The 15,214-nt window shown below is 69.1% G+C and carries 15 protein-coding genes and 3 pseudogenes; 9 read left to right on the forward strand and 9 right to left on the reverse strand.

What is annotated here, in order from left to right; translation table 11 throughout:
- Nucleotides 1-44: 44 nt before the first annotated feature.
- Nucleotides 45-533, reverse strand: a complete 489-nt coding sequence (locus BKA15_RS26065) for a pyridoxamine 5'-phosphate oxidase family protein (RefSeq protein ID WP_179755842.1) — start codon at nucleotides 531-533, stop codon at nucleotides 45-47.
- Nucleotides 534-725: 192 nt separating this feature from the next.
- On the opposite strand from BKA15_RS26065, the gene BKA15_RS26070 reads away from it, so the two are divergent.
- The gene (locus BKA15_RS26070) at nucleotides 726-1,889 is read left to right on the forward strand and encodes a Gfo/Idh/MocA family protein (protein WP_218871572.1); all 1,164 of its coding nucleotides are present in this window, start codon (nucleotides 726-728) and stop codon (nucleotides 1,887-1,889) included.
- A 20-nt stretch (nucleotides 1,890-1,909) separates the two neighbouring features.
- On the opposite strand, the gene BKA15_RS26075 is transcribed toward BKA15_RS26070, so the two are convergent.
- The 6 genes and pseudogenes from BKA15_RS26075 to BKA15_RS37365 form a co-directional block, all read right to left on the reverse strand.
- Nucleotides 1,910-2,743, reverse strand: coding sequence for an oxidoreductase (locus tag BKA15_RS26075; RefSeq protein WP_218871573.1), 834 nt, complete (start codon nucleotides 2,741-2,743; stop codon nucleotides 1,910-1,912).
- Nucleotides 2,740-3,654: a nuclear transport factor 2 family protein gene (locus BKA15_RS26080; protein WP_218871574.1), complete on the reverse strand. Its 915-nt coding sequence runs from the start codon at nucleotides 3,652-3,654 to the stop codon at nucleotides 2,740-2,742. The genes BKA15_RS26075 and BKA15_RS26080 overlap by 4 nt, the downstream gene beginning before the upstream one ends.
- 21 nt (nucleotides 3,655-3,675) lie before the next feature.
- Nucleotides 3,676-4,539, reverse strand: a complete 864-nt coding sequence (locus BKA15_RS35835) for a helix-turn-helix domain-containing protein (protein ID WP_179755845.1) — start codon at nucleotides 4,537-4,539, stop codon at nucleotides 3,676-3,678.
- Nucleotides 4,540-4,613: 74 nt separating this feature from the next.
- Nucleotides 4,614-5,269, reverse strand: a pseudogene (locus BKA15_RS26090) (methionine ABC transporter permease).
- A 72-nt stretch (nucleotides 5,270-5,341) separates the two neighbouring features.
- Nucleotides 5,342-5,557 (reverse strand): annotated as a pseudogene (locus BKA15_RS36580) (MetQ/NlpA family ABC transporter substrate-binding protein); the annotation flags it as partial.
- Nucleotides 5,558-5,612: 55 nt separating this feature from the next.
- Nucleotides 5,613-5,819: pseudogene (locus BKA15_RS37365) on the reverse strand (MetQ/NlpA family ABC transporter substrate-binding protein); the annotation flags it as partial.
- 142 nt (nucleotides 5,820-5,961) lie between these two features.
- Here BKA15_RS37365 and BKA15_RS26100 point away from each other — a divergent pair.
- From BKA15_RS26100 to BKA15_RS26135, 8 genes are read left to right on the forward strand one after another with little or no spacing between them, the layout of a single operon-like run.
- Nucleotides 5,962-7,617 (forward strand): TIGR04028 family ABC transporter substrate-binding protein, encoded by a 1,656-nt coding sequence (locus BKA15_RS26100; RefSeq protein ID WP_179755847.1) that lies wholly within the window; start codon nucleotides 5,962-5,964, stop codon nucleotides 7,615-7,617.
- A gap of 18 nt (nucleotides 7,618-7,635) precedes the next feature.
- Nucleotides 7,636-8,580, forward strand: coding sequence for an ABC transporter permease (locus BKA15_RS26105; protein ID WP_218871575.1), 945 nt, complete (start codon nucleotides 7,636-7,638; stop codon nucleotides 8,578-8,580).
- Nucleotides 8,577-9,410 carry an ABC transporter permease gene (locus tag BKA15_RS26110; RefSeq protein ID WP_179755849.1) on the forward strand — a complete coding sequence of 278 codons (834 nt, stop codon included), beginning with the start codon at nucleotides 8,577-8,579 and terminating at the stop codon, nucleotides 9,408-9,410. The genes BKA15_RS26105 and BKA15_RS26110 overlap by 4 nt, the downstream gene beginning before the upstream one ends.
- Nucleotides 9,407-11,023, forward strand: coding sequence for a dipeptide ABC transporter ATP-binding protein (locus tag BKA15_RS26115; protein ID WP_179755852.1), 1,617 nt, complete (start codon nucleotides 9,407-9,409; stop codon nucleotides 11,021-11,023). The genes BKA15_RS26110 and BKA15_RS26115 overlap by 4 nt, the downstream gene beginning before the upstream one ends.
- Nucleotides 11,020-12,090 carry a putative FMN-dependent luciferase-like monooxygenase gene (locus tag BKA15_RS26120; protein ID WP_218871576.1) on the forward strand — a complete coding sequence of 357 codons (1,071 nt, stop codon included), beginning with the start codon at nucleotides 11,020-11,022 and terminating at the stop codon, nucleotides 12,088-12,090. The genes BKA15_RS26115 and BKA15_RS26120 overlap by 4 nt, the downstream gene beginning before the upstream one ends.
- Nucleotides 12,087-12,698 (forward strand): CMD domain protein, encoded by a 612-nt coding sequence (locus BKA15_RS35845; protein ID WP_179755854.1) that lies wholly within the window; start codon nucleotides 12,087-12,089, stop codon nucleotides 12,696-12,698. Before BKA15_RS26120 ends, BKA15_RS35845 begins: the two co-directional genes overlap by 4 nt.
- Nucleotides 12,695-13,312, forward strand: coding sequence for an alkylhydroperoxidase domain protein (locus BKA15_RS35850; RefSeq protein WP_179755857.1), 618 nt, complete (start codon nucleotides 12,695-12,697; stop codon nucleotides 13,310-13,312). The genes BKA15_RS35845 and BKA15_RS35850 overlap by 4 nt, the downstream gene beginning before the upstream one ends.
- Nucleotides 13,309-13,974: a VOC family protein gene (locus BKA15_RS26135; RefSeq protein ID WP_179755859.1), complete on the forward strand. Its 666-nt coding sequence runs from the start codon at nucleotides 13,309-13,311 to the stop codon at nucleotides 13,972-13,974. Before BKA15_RS35850 ends, BKA15_RS26135 begins: the two co-directional genes overlap by 4 nt.
- Here the strand turns inward: BKA15_RS26135 and BKA15_RS26140 are convergent, their stop codons facing one another.
- Complete coding sequence (locus BKA15_RS26140; RefSeq protein ID WP_179755862.1) at nucleotides 13,975-14,451, reverse strand: iron chaperone; 477 nt, start codon at nucleotides 14,449-14,451, stop codon at nucleotides 13,975-13,977.
- 84 nt (nucleotides 14,452-14,535) lie between these two features.
- Complete coding sequence (locus tag BKA15_RS26145; RefSeq protein WP_179755865.1) at nucleotides 14,536-15,153, reverse strand: nitroreductase family protein; 618 nt, start codon at nucleotides 15,151-15,153, stop codon at nucleotides 14,536-14,538.
- Between the last annotated feature and the right edge of the window lie 61 nt (nucleotides 15,154-15,214).

Raw genomic sequence — 15,214 nt, forward strand, 5'->3', positions numbered from 1 at the left:
CGTGGAGCGGGAGGGCACCCTGCTTGATCGCGACGGGCCGGTGATCAGAAGCGCCAGCGGGTCATCGTGTCGAGCTTGCCGCCGTTCCAGGCGATCACGGTCGTCGGCTCGAGCTGCCAGTAAGGGGAGCCCTCCGTGACGCCGTACTTCGCCTGGAACCGGCCGTCCAGTTCGGCCCATTCGGCATCGGTGAGGTCGTCGTCCTCGATCACTCGGGCCCGGCCCTCGACCGTCACCACCCGGGTCGGGTGCGGTGGGTACGCGAGGCAGCGCGGGTCGCGGAACAGGTTGCGCGCCCAGGCCGTCTCCGGCCGGCCGTCGAAGTGCAGCCGGTTGTTCAGCCAGAGTCCCCAGAGCGGCACGCTGTGCGGCCTGCCGTCGGGGAACGTCGTCGTCAGCCAGTAGTGCTCGGCGGCGGCCATCTCGGTGTCGACGAACGACCAGTCGAGCAGAGACGAGGTGTCCTCGGGCATTCCGTACCCGGCGACCTTCCGGGCCGGCGTCGGCGGTGGCACCGGGATCGTGCTGAACATGGCGGCAGCCTAAAGGCGGCGACTGACAGTCGCGTCCGTGAACCGCCGCTACCCGAGCAGGCACAGGCTGCGCAGCGCGTTGGCCGGCTGCGCACCCTCTGACAACCGGTGGCAAACGTTTGCGGCAACTCGGCCGGTTCGCGCATAGTGAACTGGCACGGGAGGCGCCGGCGAGCGAAGGGGAGATGCAGCATGGTGGACGGCAAGGTCCGGTTGGGGATCATCGGTGTCGGTACCCAGGGATCGATGTATGCGCAGTTCATCGAGCGGCGCGGCCTGGTGCCCAACATGCGGGTCACCGCGATCGCCGACACCGACCCGGAGAAGGCGAGTGCCGCCGCCGAATACGGAGTCCCGTTCTTCCCGGACTACCGGTCGCTGCTGGACTCGGGCGAGGTCGACGCCGTCGTCACGACGGTGCCGCACTACCTGCATCCGGAGATCGGCATCGCGGCCCTGGACGCCGGGATCCATGCCCTGGTGGAGAAGCCGGCCGGCGTGTACACCAAGCAGGTGAACGAGCTGAACGCGTTCGCGGCGACCAAGCCGGAGCTCACCTTCGGCATCATGTTCAACCAGCGCAACAACCCGCTGTACCAGCGGATCAAGGAGATCATCGACTCCGGCGAGCTGGGCACGATCCGCCGGACGAACTGGATCATCACCACCTGGTGGCGGCCGCAGGGCTACTACGACCAGTCGGAGTGGCGCGCCACCTGGGGCGGCGAGGGCGGCGGCGTCCTGGTCAACCAGGCGCCGCACCAGCTCGACCTGTGGCAGTGGATCTGCGGCGTGCCGAAGTCGGTCTACGCCAAGGTGGCGTACGGCTTCCGCCGGGACATCACCGTCGAGGACGAGGTCACCGCGGTGGTGGACTACGGCGACGGGGCGACGGGTACGTTCACCACTGCCACTCATGATCTTGTCGGCACCGACCGGTTCGAGATCCTGGCCGACCGCGGCAAGATCGTCGTCGACCGGTCCAAGATCGCGACGGTGACCCGGCTGATCAAGGACGAGCAGGACATCTCGGCCAACCTGAGCACGGATGAGGTACGGAACCTCTTCAAGGGACAGCTGAACACCAAGGAGCTGTACACCGAGGAGACCATCGACCTCAGCTCCGCCTGGGGCTCCCAGCACGCCGGCGTCCTGGAGAACTTCGCCGCGAACATCCTCGACGGAATCCCGTTGCTCGCACCCGGCAGCGACGGCATCAACGGGGTCCGGCTGGCCAACGCGATCCACCTCTCCAGCTGGCTCGGCCGCGAGGTCCCGATCGACTTCGACGAGGACCTCTACCTCACCGAGCTGAACCGGCGGATCCGCGAGGAAGGCAAGTTCGCGGAGCGGTAGCCGTCGGATCGGCCATGCTGCTAGCCGCTGTAGTCGATGCTTCGGCTCAGTGCTTCCCAGCGGCGGAATTCGGCCCGGTTCTTGTCTTGGTGAGTACGTAGCGCGTCGGCCGCGTCGTTGCCGAGGGGAAGCCGGAGCGGTGGCCGGCTGGAGGTGAGCGCGGTGAGTACGGCTTGCGCGGCCCGGACGGGATCGCCGGGTTGGGTGCCGTTGTACTCGGTCTGGGCGGTGCGCACCGGACCGACGATGTCGGCGTAGGCGGGAAGCTCGGCGGAGGACTGCATGGCGGGGCCGTGCAGTCCGGTCCGGAGCGCTCCGGGTTCGACGATGAGGACGGTGATGCCGAACGGCGCGATCTCGCCGACGAGTGCTTCGGAGAATCCTTCGAGGGCGAACTTCGTTGCCGAGTAGGCCGACACACCGGGGAAGGACAGCCGGCCGCCGATGCTGCTGATCTGGACGATGGCGCCCGCTCGATTGGCGCGGAGGTGGGGCAACACCGCCCGGGTCAGTGCCGCCGGGCCGAAGAAGTGAAGCTCCATCAGGTCACGGAGTTCGCGATCGGTGGTCTCCTCGACCGCCCCGACGAGCGCACGTCCGGCATTGTTGACCAGGACATCGATCCGGCCGAAAGCGTGCAGAACCTCAGTGACGATCTTGTCGATCTGATCAGCGTCGGTGACGTCAAACGTGGGCGTGAGGAGCCGACCAGGGTGCCGGGCAGCCAGATCTTCAAGTTTTCCGGGATTGCGCGCCGTCGCGGCCACAAGATCACCAGAACCGAGTGCGGCCTCGGTGATCGCCAGCCCGAGTCCCGAGGAGGCACCGGTGATCAGCCACACCCGTTCGGTCACCGGCCCGCTCCGGGCAGGGCGTCGATGACCTCGGCGAACCGGCGCGGGTCGAAGTAGTCGTGGTAGGCGCTGATCAGGCCGTCCTGGAACCGGAACACGGCCAGGTTGTCGTTGGTGTAGCGCTCACCGTTGATCAAGGTCGCCGCGACGGTGTATTCGACGCAGATCGCGTCGCTGTCGACGGCGGGATGGACACCGGTCAATTCCGTGTCGAAGGTCTGATAGACCTCGAACAGTTCACGAAACGATCTCAGGATCTCTGTCTTGCCGTCGATGACGGAGGGAAAGCCGTCCGGCGGGTAGGGCACGATGATCTTTCCTTGCTCGTGCCACAGCTCCGCCCAGGCGTCGATTTCTTTCGTGTGCAGGAGATGGAAGAAGCGGCGCGCAGTGTCGATCTTGGCGGCGAAGACGCCCAAGAAGGCCGCGGTGTCGAAGTATTCGACGAACTCCACGATGCGGTTGCGACGGAACCGGAAGATCGCGACCCCGCGATTACGGTAACGGCCGCCCGCCAGCAGTTCGATGTCGAGGCTCCAGGTGGCCATCACCTGGTTCGGGTCGCGCAGCGGCTCGACCTCCCAGGTGAACTGGGTCTTGCCGAACAGCGCGAAGAACCCGCGCAGGCCCGACACGATGGCCTCCCGCCCCACCAACGCGCCGGGCTTGCCGGCCGGGTCGACCGGCACTCGATAGACCGCGTCCTCGGTCCATAGCTCTGCGAACGCGTCGATGTCCTTGGCCTGCAACGCCCGGTAGAAGGCGTGAACGATGCGGGTACGGTCTTGGCGGCCGGTCGCAACGGCATCGGTCGGTCGCGCCAGGCCGGCCGCTCCGGCGATGGTTGCTCCACCGACCATCCCGAGCGCCGCTCGCCGTGGCAGCCCGCCCGGCTTCTTGTGTTCAGTCATGCCGATGACAGTAGGTAGCGGTCAACGGCGAGGAATGTACGTTCTTGCTGCTCGTCCGACCCGGCGGGCGTAGCCGCCCGGGGTGGCACCGACATAGCGGCGGAAATGCCGGCTGAAGTGGCTCAGGTCGAAGAACCCCGCTTCGTGACCGGCAGCGCTGGCCGAGCGGCCGGCGAGCAGCAGCCGCTTGGCATGTTCGATCCGAAGCTGGATCTGATACGCATGAGGAGGAACCCCGAAGGCCGCCGTGAACTGCCGGGCCAGGTGAAAGGCGCTCAGCTGACTGATCTCGGCCAATTCGGCGAGAGAGATGTTGGCCTCGGGATGGTCGTGCAGGTAATCCCTGGCCCGCCGGACCGCCGGCAACGCCCTGGGTGTCGGCGCTGCCCGGATGCCGGCGTGGCGCTGCACCAGATCGGTGAACAAGGCCAACAGGTGGACGTCGCGATCCAACGCCGACACCGCGCCGCCGAGCGCGCGGTGCAGGCGTACGAACCGATGGACCAACTGCGCATCCTCGATGATCAGGTCGCGGAAGGTCGGAAGACCTGTTCGACGCCCGGCGAGTTCCGCCGAAGCCGAATTGATCGTCTCCGGACTGACGTACAACGTCAGATGCCGACAATCGCTCTCCCGGTCAGCCGGATCACGAGGTCGATGCGCCACGCCGGGCATGATCACCGCCAACTGGCCGGCCGGCACCGCCTGGAACGATCCTCGATGGACGACACCACCGGCCAGATCCAGACTCACATTGAACTGATACTCCGCATGGGAATGTGCCGGCAACACCACCGCGGGACCCGCCGGATACCGATACCACTCCAGCAGAATGTCCTCGCGCAGCAGCCCACTGACCTCTGCCCGATCATCGCTGGCCCCCATTCGACGAAGAGTAGAGGGCCGCACCAACGTGGCCGGCAGGTACGTTGACGGGACGCAGAGCCGGGCCGTCCGGGTCAGCGGTGCAGGACCCGGCGGGCCAGCACGTTGCCGAGCAGTTGAGCGCCCTGGACGATCGCGATGATGATCACCACGGTAACCAGCGTGACGGCCCAGTTGAACTGCTGATAGCCGTACGTGATCGCGAAGTCGCCGAGCCCACCACCGCCGATGTAGCCGGCCATCGCCGACATGTCGACGATCCCGATGAACATGAACGTATAGCCGAGGATCAGCGGGGCCAGGGCCTCCGGGATCACCACCGTGAACAGGATCCGGAGCCGGCCGGCGCCCATCGACCGGGCCGCCTCGACGACGCCCGGATCGACGGCGACCAGGTTCTGTTCGACGATCCGGCCGATCGCGACCGCGACCATGATCGACATCGGGAAGATCGCCGCCGAGACGCCGATCGTGGCGCCCACGGCAAGCAGGGTGAGCGGGCGGATCGCGGTGATGAAGATGATGAACGGGATCGGCCGGACGATGTTGACGATCACGTTGAGGATCGTGAAGACGATCTTGTTCTTGGCCAGGTTGCCGGGCCGGGTCGCGTACAGGGCGGTGCCGATCGCCAGGCCGCGACACCACCGGCGAGCAGAGTGATCAGCACCATGATCACGGTCTGCCGGAACGCGGTGCCGAGCAACGGCAGCAAGGTGTCCAAGGTCATCGGAGGTCTCCGCTCGACTCGGCCGGCCACCGCGTCGACCGGGATCACCTCGATCCGGCCCGACTCGATGCCGGCCGGGGTGGACAGGGAGTTTCCGCCGCCGGCCAGCGTGATCAACTTCGCGGACTGCAGCACCAGCAGCGCCCGGGCCTGGTTCGTCGGGTCGTTCGGGATCGCGACCTTGGCGCCCTCCGGCAACTGGTCGGTGCCGGTGTGCTTGGTGGAGTAGAGCGGCAGCGGATAGACGGCGGTGGCGCCGATCGGCACCAGCGTCTGGTTGGACTGCACGTTGAAAGTTGGCCAGGTACTGCAGGTGCTGGAACACGTTCAGGTCGAGTTGCTTCTGCGCCAGCGCCGGATTGGGCTGGTTGTAGTCGGAGAAGTTGATCAACTCGATCTTGATCCCGGCCTGCTCCGCCTTGGTCCGATAGACCTGCCAATACGGCTCCGCGGCGTCGGCGACGCCGATCTTGACCGGTCGGTCGGTGCCGTTGCCCTGGGCCGGGCCGGCCGAGCAGCCGGCCGCGATGAACGCGACGGCGAGGATCAACGCTCCGAGCAGCCCCGAATTTCCTACCTTTCAGGTAGGGCGTGTCTCACGTTGCGAGAGCGGTCCGACCCGTGCGTCGCACGCGCCTAGGGTTTTCCCGGGAACAAGGAGATCCGGAGCAGCAGCGAGAGGTTCAGGTCACATGTCGGTTTCGAGGCGCGATCTTCTGATTGCGGGCACGTTGGCATCGGCGACGGGACTCCTGGCGGCGTGCGGGCCCGGCCAGCAGTCCGGCGGCGGCAGCGTCAGTGGCGAACCCCGGACGGGTGGCGAGCTGACGTACCTGGAGCCGCAGACCTGGACCACGCTCTACCCGCCGGCCGCGGGCTTCTATCCCAACGGCGGAGTGATCAACAACCTGACTGACCGGCTGCTCTACCAGAATCCGGAGACGCTGGACCTGGAACCGTGGATCGCCACCGAACTGCCCAAGATCAACAAGGACGCGACGCAGTACACGTTCACGCTGCGGACCGGCGTCACCTACTCGGACGGGACGCCGCTGGACGCGGCAAACGTGGTCAAGAATTTCGACCTGTACGGGAAGGGTGACAGCGGACGGGCGCTCACCGTCTCCGAGGCGATCAACAACTACGACCATGGCGAGGTGGTCGACGAGCACACGGTCCGGTTCCACTTCAGCGCCCCGGCACCGGGCTTCGCGCAGGCCGTCTCGACGATCAACTCCGGGCTGTTGTCCAACGCGACGCTGGACAAGACCAGCGAGGGGTTCGGGCCGGGAAACGCGAAGTCGATCATCGGCAGCGGCCCGTTCGTGATCGAGGACGAGCAGGTCGGCACCCAGCTCAGCTTCAAGGTTCGGGAGGACTACGACTGGGCGCCGCCGTCGCTGAGCCATCAGGGCCGGGCCCGGTTGGACAAGATCATCTACGTCGTGGCCGGTGAGGACAGCGTCCGGGTCGGCACGGTCGTGTCCGGGCAGGCTCACCTGGCCCGGCAGATCGAGGCGCCCGATGAGGCGCAGTTCGCCGGTCAGGGGCTGGCCCTGCACGCTGCGGCCACCAACGGCGTGAACAACGGGCTCAGCTTCCGCTTCCGTACCCCTGCGCTGTCGGACCTCCGGGTCCGGCAGGCGATCATCGCCGGCATCGACCGGCAGGCGATCGTGGACACCCTGTTCACCAAGAGCTATCCGCTGGCGACCGGTGCGCTGGCCAAGACCGCGCTCGGCTACGTGGACACCTCGGAGCATTACGTGCACGATCCGGCCCGCGCGGCCGCGTTGCTCGACGAGGCCGGCTGGACCGTCGGGACGGACAAGATCAGGACCAAGGACGGCGAGCGGCTCAGCCTCACCTTCAACGAGGCGTTGCCGCAGCCGCGGTCCAAGGAGGTCGTCACCCTGATCCAGGCCCAGCTTGTCGAGCTCGGCATCGAGGTCAAGCTGTTCCCCGGTGATCAGGCGGCTCAGGACACCGCGCGGCTCGACCCGAAGCAGATCCAGGTCTATCACTCGATGGTGGGCCGGGCGGATTTCGACGTGATCAAGTCGCAGTACTTCTCCAAGAACCGCAACACCCTGCTGAATCTCGACACGAAGGACGGCAGCATCGGCGACGCGGAACTGGAGAATCTGCTCAGTGCGGTCGCGTCGGAGCCGACGGTGCAGCAGCGCGAAGCCGCGTCCAAGGCCGCGCAGCAGTTGCTCGCCGAGCAGGCCTACATCCTGCCGATCTTCGAGGAGCCGCAGGTCTTCGGGCTGCGCGCCGACGTGCAGGGCTTCGGTACGGAATCGGTCGGTCGGCCCAGCTTCTACGGCACCTGGCTCGCCGGCTGACCTGATGATGCTGAGCCGATGATGGTGGGGACCTACATCCTGCGCCGGGCCGGTCAGGCGGTGATCGTTCTGGTGCTCGCCTACACCGCGGCCTACCTGCTGCTGGCGGCGCTGCCGGGCGACGCGGTGCTGGCCCGGTACGGCAGCCCCGAGCTCGGCCTGTCGCCGGAGCAGCTGCAGGAGATCCGCGAGGCCTACGGTGCCGACCGGCCGCTGATCGTGCGCTACGTCGAGTCGAGCCTTTCCTTCCTGCGCGGCGATTTCGGCTTCTCGGTGCAGAGCGGCGCCGCGGTGTCGACCTTGATCACGACGGCCCTGCCGCCGACCCTCGTGCTCGCCTCGATCGGCCTGCTGGTGGCGGTACTGCTGGCCGTGATCATCGCGGTCGCGGCGACCTACGGGCCGGCGGAGTGGCTGCGCCGGCTGCTGGCCAACCTGCCGCCGCTGTTCGTGTCGCTGCCGGTGTTCTGGGTCGGCATCATCCTGATCCAGATCTTCTCGTTCCGGCTCGGCCTGGTGCCGTTGATCGGTGCCGATCCGGCCGAGGCGTTGATCTTGCCGGTGGCCACGCTCGCCGTACCGATCGCGGCACCGCTGGCCCAGGTGCTGATCCGCAGCATCGAGGAGGTCCGCGAACTCCCGTTCGTCTCGGTGGCCCGGGCCCGCGGTGCCAGCAACACCTGGCTGCTCTGGCGGACCGTGGCCCGCAACGCGCTGCTGCCGACCCTGACGATGGCCGGGCTGCTGTTCGGCGAACTGGTCGGCGGCGCGGTCGTCACCGAGGCGGTGTTCGGCCGGGCGGGGCTCGGTCAGCTCACCGCGCAGGCGGTCGCCAACCGGGACACTCCGGTGCTGCTGGCGATCGTGGTGCTGTCCACGGCGGCGTTCGTGGTGATCAATCTCGTGGTCGACCTGCTCTATCCGGTGCTCGACCCCCGGCTGCGGAAGCGAGGCGGCCGATGAGTCTGAAGCTGCAGACCCGATCGTCGGCGGTCCGGTCCTGGCTGCGACCGGGCACGGTGATCCCGCTGCTGGTGATCTTGGTCGCGCTGCTCTGGGCGGGGCTGCCGTCGGTGTTCGCGCCGCTCAGCCCGACCCAGTCCGTGGCCGCCGCGTTGCAGCCGCCGAGCCCGGCGCACTGGTTCGGCACCGACGCGACCGGCCGGGACCTGTTCGCGCGGGTGGTCCACGGCGCCTCGAACTCGATCAGCGGTGCGCTGATCGCGGTGCTGGTCGGCCTGGTCGTCGGGACCGCGATCGGCGTTACCGCCGGAGCCGTCGGCGGGGTGATCGACGACGTGCTGATGCGGTTCGTCGACGTCCTGCTCGCCATACCGGCGCTGCTGCTGTCGCTCAGCGTGGTGATCTTGCTCGGCTTCGGTACGACGAACGCCGCGATCGCGGTCGGCGTGACGTCGGTGGCCGCGTTCGCCCGGCTGACCCGGTCCCGGGTGGTCAGCGTCCGGGTGAGCGAATACGTCGAGGCGGCGTTCGGCTCCGGCGGTACGTTCCTCGGCGTGCTCTGGCGGCACATCCTGCCCAACTCATTGACGCCGGTGATCGCCCTGGCCGCGCTGCAGTTCGGGTCGGCGATCCTGCAGATCTCGACGCTCGGCTTCCTCGGGTACGGGGCACCGCCGCCCACCCCGGAGTGGGGGCTGTTGATCGCCGAGGGCCGCAACTACGTGGCCACCGCCTGGTGGCTGACGGCGCTGCCCGGCGTGATCGTGGCCGCCGTCGTGCTGGCGACGAACCGGCTCAGCCAGGCCATCCGGGGCGGGGAGGGACGATGACACTGCTCGCGATTCGTGATCTTGCGGTGCACTACCGCACGGCGCGCGGCCCGGTCACCGCGGTGGACGGTGTCTCACTCGAGGTCGAGGCCGGCCAGGTGACCGCGCTGGTCGGCGAGTCCGGCTCCGGGAAGTCGTCGGTGGCCCAGTCGATCATCGGCCTGCTGCCGTCGAACGGCCGCATCGCCGGCGGCAGCATCGCCTTGCAGGGAACGGAACTCGTCGGCTTGCCGGACCGGCGCTGGCGATCCATCCGCGGCGCTCGGATCGGCCTCATCCCGCAGGATCCGGGCAACTCGCTGAACCCGGTCGCGCGGATCGGCGACAGCGTCGCGGAGGCGCTCCGGATCCACGGCTGGCGGGACCGGACCAAGATCAACACCAAGGTGTACGAGCTGCTGGAGCGGGTCGACCTGGACGACCCGAAGACCCGGGCGCGGCAGTATCCGCACGAGTTGTCCGGCGGAATGCGGCAGCGGGTGCTGATCGCCGCCGCACTGGCGCTGGAACCGGAGTTGATCATTGCCGACGAGCCGACCAGCGCGCTGGACGTCACCGTGCAGCGGCGGGTGCTCGATCTCCTTGATCGTCTCCGCACCGAGACCGGGACCGGTGTGCTGTTCATCACCCATGATCTTGCGGTCGCCGCGGACCGGGCCGACACGGTGGTCGTGATGCGTGACGGTGCGGTACGGGAGCGCGGTGACGCGGCCGAGGTGCTGTCGGCGCCGGCGGACGACTACACCCGGACGCTACTGGCCGACGCGCCGTCGCTGACCAAGATCGTCGAGCGGCCACAACGGCCCGAGCCGCCGGCTCCGGTGGCGCCGCTAGTGGACGTGTCCGGTCTGCGGCAGGAGTTCCGCCGGCCCGGCCGGTCGCCGCTGGTCGCGGTCGACGACGTCTCGTTCACGGTCGCCCGCGGCACGACGCACGCCCTGGTCGGCGAGTCCGGGTCGGGGAAGACGACGATCGGGCGGGTGATCACGGGCTTCCAGCGCCCGACGGCGGGCGGCATCCGGATCGGTGACACCGAGGTTGTCGGGCTCCGCTCCCGGCGCGCCTTCCACCGGTCGGCCCAGCTGGTGTATCAGAATCCGTACGCCTCGCTGGATCCGCGGCAAACCGTGGCCAAGATCATCGCCGAGCCGCTGCGGAACTTCCGGATCGGCGACCGGGCCGAGCAGTCCGAACGGGTGGAGCGCTACCTGGACCTGGTGTCGCTGGCGCCCGAGTACGGGGCCCGGCGGCCGCACGAGCTGTCCGGCGGCCAGCGCCAGCGGGTGGCGATCGCCCGCGCGTTGATCTTGGAACCGGAGCTGGTCGTGCTGGACGAGGCCGTGTCCGCGCTGGACGTCACCGTCCAGGCCCAGATCCTGCGGTTGCTGGCACGGCTGCAGGAGGAGCTGTCGCTGACGTACGTCTTCATCTCCCATGATCTTGCCGTGGTCCGCCAGATCGCCGACACGGTCTCGGTGCTGCAGCGCGGCCGGCAGGTCGAGCACGGCGCCACCGACCGCATCTTCGAGGCTCCCGAGCACGACTACACCCGGCAGTTGATCGCCGCGATCCCGGGCACCAAGATCAGGGAGACCACGAGGAGGACCGGATGACCGACCACATCCATCGTCCGCGGATCGGCTTCTTCACCCGGCTGCTGGAGCGGGCCACCGCGGCCGAGCGGTACCGCTACGCGCTGGAGCAGATCGAGCACGCCGAGCGGCACGGCTTCGCGTCCGCGTGGCTGGCGCAGCACCACTTCGGCGAGGACGAGGGCGGCCTGCCCTCGCCGTTCGTGCTGCTCGCCGCGGCGGCCCGGCAGACCTCCCGGATCGCCCTGGCCACCGGCGTGATCACGCTGCCGATCGACGACCCGGTCCGGGCCGCCGAGGACGCCAGCGTGCTCGACGCGCTGAGCGGCGGCCGGGTGCAGCTCGGCGTCGCGGCCGGCGGCACGCCGTCGTCCTTCGCGCCGTTCGGCCGCGCGTCGGAGGACCGGCGGGAACTGTTCGCCAATCACTTCGCGATCTTCCTCGATGCCCTGTCCGGCCGGGGAATCCGCGGTACGGAAGCCCGCCTCTACCCGCCGGCCGACGGGCTGGACCGCCGGATCTGGCAGGCGACGTTCTCGGCCGACGGCGGCCGCCGGGCCGGTGAACGCGGCGACGGGCTGATGCTGTCCCGCACCCAGCCACGCCCGGACGGTGATCATGACCTGCCGCTGTCGGCGGTTCAGTTGCCGATCATCGGCGCCTACACGGCCGCGTTGCCGGCCGGCTCGCCGAACCGGGTGCTGGCCTCGCGGACCGCGCTCGTCGTCGATCCGGAGCGGCGGGATCAGGCGCTGGCGCTGGCCGAGCCGGGTCTGCGGCAGCTGGCCGGGACCTTCCTCGGCGCCGACGCGGACGATCTTGATCTGGCGACGTTGATCAAGCTCACCGACACCCACGTCGGCACCGCAGACGAGGTCGCCGAGTCGCTGGCCTCGGACGCGACGCTGGCCCAGTCGACCGACGTGGCGTTCCAGGTGCACTCGATCGACGCGCCGCACGAGCTCACCCTGCGGTCGCTGGAACTGCTCGCCACGGAGGTCGCGCCGAGACTCGGCTGGCAGGTCGGCGACGTGATCACGGAGAATCTCCGGGACGCACACAAGATCAACAGGGAAGGGGAGCGATGACCGGAAACGCCGACATCATCGACCTGCTGGCCGGGATCGAACCAGGGAGTCCGCTGGCGATCCTGCGGGACGCCCGGGCCCAGGCCCGCGAGCACGCGCAGCGGAGCTTCGAGGCACTGCTGGAGCCGACCGAGCCGGGCTCGTTCCCGGTCGGCGACCGGTATGCGGTGGCGTACTTCACCGCGGTGCTGCACCAGGACGAGCCGGCCGCGGCGTTCTATCGCGACCTGCTCGAGGACGAGGACCCGGACCGGGTCGCGGTGATCACGAACGTCGCCGAGAACGCCCGTGGCACCGGACCGTACGGCGACTATCGCGAGCCCGGCCTGGCCGCCGAGAGCGTACCCGGCCCGGTCTGGACGCCCGATGCCGAGACGAGCACCGCGCTGGGTGATCGACTGGCCGCCGCGCTGGCCCACACCCACCTGCTCGTGTTCCGCCCGCGCGAGTCGAGTCCGGCGGCCCTTCAGGGACTGGCGGACGCCGGTTGGGACGCCGACGACGTCGTCCGGTTGTCCCAGTTGGTCGCCTTCCTCGCCTTCCAGTTGCGTACCGCGGCGGGCCTCCGCATCCTGCAGAGCACAAACCTTGAAGGAGCGACCCGATGACGGTGACCGATCCCCAGGACCTGATCGGCCCGGAGCAGTTCACCCAGCAGTCGCTCGGCTGGGTGCCCTGGCTGGCGCCGGTCGAGGAGGCCGAGCTGACCGATCGGCAGCGGGAGGCGCTGATCGATCCGATCCGGGCCAAGAGCCCGTACTTCAGGCTGCTGGTCCGCGACCCGGACGCGCTGGAGGCCCGGACGCTGACCGACCTGGACATCTTCCGCAACCCGGAGGGCGGCATCGGCCGGGCCGAGCGGGAGCTGGCCGCGACGGCGGCCTCGCGGCACAACGGCTGCGTCTACTGCGCCTCGGTGCACTCCGCCGCCGCCACCCGGGAGTCCGGTCGCCGCGACGACGTGCAGCGGCTGCTGGACGAGGGGATCGACGCCGACCTCGGCGACGAGGCGTGGAACGCGATCGTCGCCGCCGCGGTGGCGCTGACCCGGACGCCGTCGGCGTTCGGTGCCGCAGAGATCGAGCGGCTGCGGGCGGCCGGCTTCGATGACGCCGCGATCATCGACGTGATCAACAGTGCGGCGTTCTTCAACTGGGCCAATCGGCTGATGTTGTCGCTGGGCCAGCCGGAGGTACGAGCCCGGCGGCAGGCCGCCGGGTGACCGCGATCGCCAGGCTTCTCGATCATGTGGTGATCGCCGGTCCCGATCTTGCCGAGCTGGTCGCCTGGTTCGCCGGGCGGACCGGCGTCACGGCGGCTCCGGGCGGCGTGCACCCGCGCGGCACCGCGAACGCCCTGATCGCGTTCACGGTGGCCGGCCGGCGCGGCCCGCACTACCTCGAGTTGATCGGGCCGGACCCCGCCTCTCCAGCGGCAGGCTCAGGACAGGCTGCCCGGCCGGACACGTTCGGCATCGCTGCCCTGGACCGGCCGACGATCGTCACCTACGCGGTGCACCCGGACGGCATCGACGGGGTGGTCGCGGCCTCGCGGAGAGCCGGCTACGATCCCGGCGACGTCGCCGACCTGTCCCGCACCACGCCGGACGGCACCCTGCTGGAGTGGCGGCTGGCCCGCCGCGAGGACCGGTTCGAGGTGCCGTTCCTGATCGACTGGGGCGACACCGCGCACCCCGGCCTGGCCGACCTGCCGACCCTGGAAATCCTTGCCTGGCAACGAATCGAGCCCGATCCGGAACCCACCCGCAGCGCCATCCGGGCGCTCGGACTCGACCCGGCCGACGCCGCGGAGTTGATCACCGGTGAGCCGGCCGGCTACCGGCTGACCGTCGCCGGACCGGACGGCGAGCCGGTCGAGTTCTGATCAGGCCGGGTCGCTGATCGCCTGCTTGATCAACTCGGCCAGCCGTGCCGCCGCGTCGTCGGTCAGCTCGGTGATCGCGTACGCGGTCGGCCACATCGTGCCGTCGTCGAGGTTCGCAGTCGCCTCGAACCCGAACGTCGCGTACCGGGCGTCGAACTTCGAGGCGGGCTGGAAGAAGCAGAGGTTCTTGCCGTCCTTGGCGTAGGTCGGCATCCCGTACCAGAGCTTCGGCTCGAGCCCCGGGGCCGTCGCCTTCACCAGGGCGTGCACCTGCTCGGCCAGCTGCCGGTCCCCGTCCGGCAGTTCGGCGATCTTCTCGACCACCGCCGCCTCCGCCGCCGCGGCCTTCTCCGCTGCAGTGCCCGCCTTCTTGGCGGCCTTGAGTTCGGCCGCGCGCTGTTTCATCGCCGCCCGCTCGTCCTCGGAGAAACCGTCGTAGGACGCTTCGCTGTCGTTCTTCCGCGTTGCCTTGGCCATGTCGGGAATCCTTTCCTTGTTCGGTATGGCCTCAGACTAGGGATTCCGTACGGCGGCGCACTTCTTCAATCCTGATCGATCGGTTCAGGCCCAGCCGTTCCAGGAGCGGACCTCGTCCAGCGGTTTGCGCGCGGCGGGCTTGAAGTCCGTGCCGATCGTGTACGCCACCGGGAGCAGCGCCGCCTGGGTGACGTCGTCCGGGATGCCGAGCACCTCCGCCGCCTCGCGCTCGTACCCGAGGTGCAGGGTGGTCCAGACCGAGCCGAGGCCGCGGGACCGCAGGGCCAGGCAGAAACTCCAGGCGGCCGGCAGGATCGAGCCGAAGAAGTTGGCCTGGTTCTCGCCGCTCGGTCGGCCCTGGAGACACGGGATGACCAACGCCGGGACCCGGTCGATCACGTCGTAGAGGTAGCGCGCCGAGTCGTGCACCCGGCGCTGCTGCTCGGTGCCGCCGCCGGCGCGGCGCTGATCGAGGTACGGACCGGCGCCGCGGCGGTAGAGCTCGGCGATCGGCCGCCGGACCTCGGGTTCGGTGAGCACGACGAAGTGCCAGCGCTGGGAGTTGCTGCCGGACGGCGCCTGGAGCGCCAGTCGCAAGCACTCGTCGATCACCTCCGGCTCGACCGGCCGGTCGAGGTCCAGCCGCCGGCGGACGGCACGGGTGGTGGTGAGGACCTCGTCGAACGGAAGGTCGGTGGGCATCGGCACTCCTCTTCGCTGACCGGGCCACTATCGAAACCCATCATGATGATCACCGGCCGCC

The organism is Microlunatus parietis, assembly GCF_013407955.1.
Classification (GTDB): domain Bacteria; phylum Actinomycetota; class Actinomycetes; order Propionibacteriales; family Propionibacteriaceae; genus Microlunatus; species Microlunatus parietis.

What these genes read in the sequence shown, in the direction of transcription:
- BKA15_RS26065 (WP_179755842.1), bottom strand. Translation starts at nt 533, where the DNA reads ATGTTCAGCACGATCCCGGTGCCACCGCCGACGCCGGCCCGGAAGGTC.
- BKA15_RS26070 (WP_218871572.1), top strand. Translation starts at nt 726, where the DNA reads ATGGTGGACGGCAAGGTCCGGTTGGGGATCATCGGTGTCGGTACCCAG.
- BKA15_RS26080 (WP_218871574.1), bottom strand. Translation starts at nt 3,654, where the DNA reads ATGACTGAACACAAGAAGCCGGGCGGGCTGCCACGGCGAGCGGCGCTC.
- BKA15_RS35835 (WP_179755845.1), bottom strand. Translation starts at nt 4,539, where the DNA reads ATGGGGGCCAGCGATGATCGGGCAGAGGTCAGTGGGCTGCTGCGCGAG.
- BKA15_RS26100 (WP_179755847.1), top strand. Translation starts at nt 5,962, where the DNA reads ATGTCGGTTTCGAGGCGCGATCTTCTGATTGCGGGCACGTTGGCATCG.
- BKA15_RS26105 (WP_218871575.1), top strand. Translation starts at nt 7,636, where the DNA reads ATGATGGTGGGGACCTACATCCTGCGCCGGGCCGGTCAGGCGGTGATC.
- BKA15_RS26110 (WP_179755849.1), top strand. Translation starts at nt 8,577, where the DNA reads ATGAGTCTGAAGCTGCAGACCCGATCGTCGGCGGTCCGGTCCTGGCTG.
- BKA15_RS26115 (WP_179755852.1), top strand. Translation starts at nt 9,407, where the DNA reads ATGACACTGCTCGCGATTCGTGATCTTGCGGTGCACTACCGCACGGCG.
- BKA15_RS26120 (WP_218871576.1), top strand. Translation starts at nt 11,020, where the DNA reads ATGACCGACCACATCCATCGTCCGCGGATCGGCTTCTTCACCCGGCTG.
- BKA15_RS35845 (WP_179755854.1), top strand. Translation starts at nt 12,087, where the DNA reads ATGACCGGAAACGCCGACATCATCGACCTGCTGGCCGGGATCGAACCA.
- BKA15_RS35850 (WP_179755857.1), top strand. Translation starts at nt 12,695, where the DNA reads ATGACGGTGACCGATCCCCAGGACCTGATCGGCCCGGAGCAGTTCACC.
- BKA15_RS26140 (WP_179755862.1), bottom strand. Translation starts at nt 14,451, where the DNA reads ATGGCCAAGGCAACGCGGAAGAACGACAGCGAAGCGTCCTACGACGGT.
- BKA15_RS26145 (WP_179755865.1), bottom strand. Translation starts at nt 15,153, where the DNA reads ATGCCCACCGACCTTCCGTTCGACGAGGTCCTCACCACCACCCGTGCC.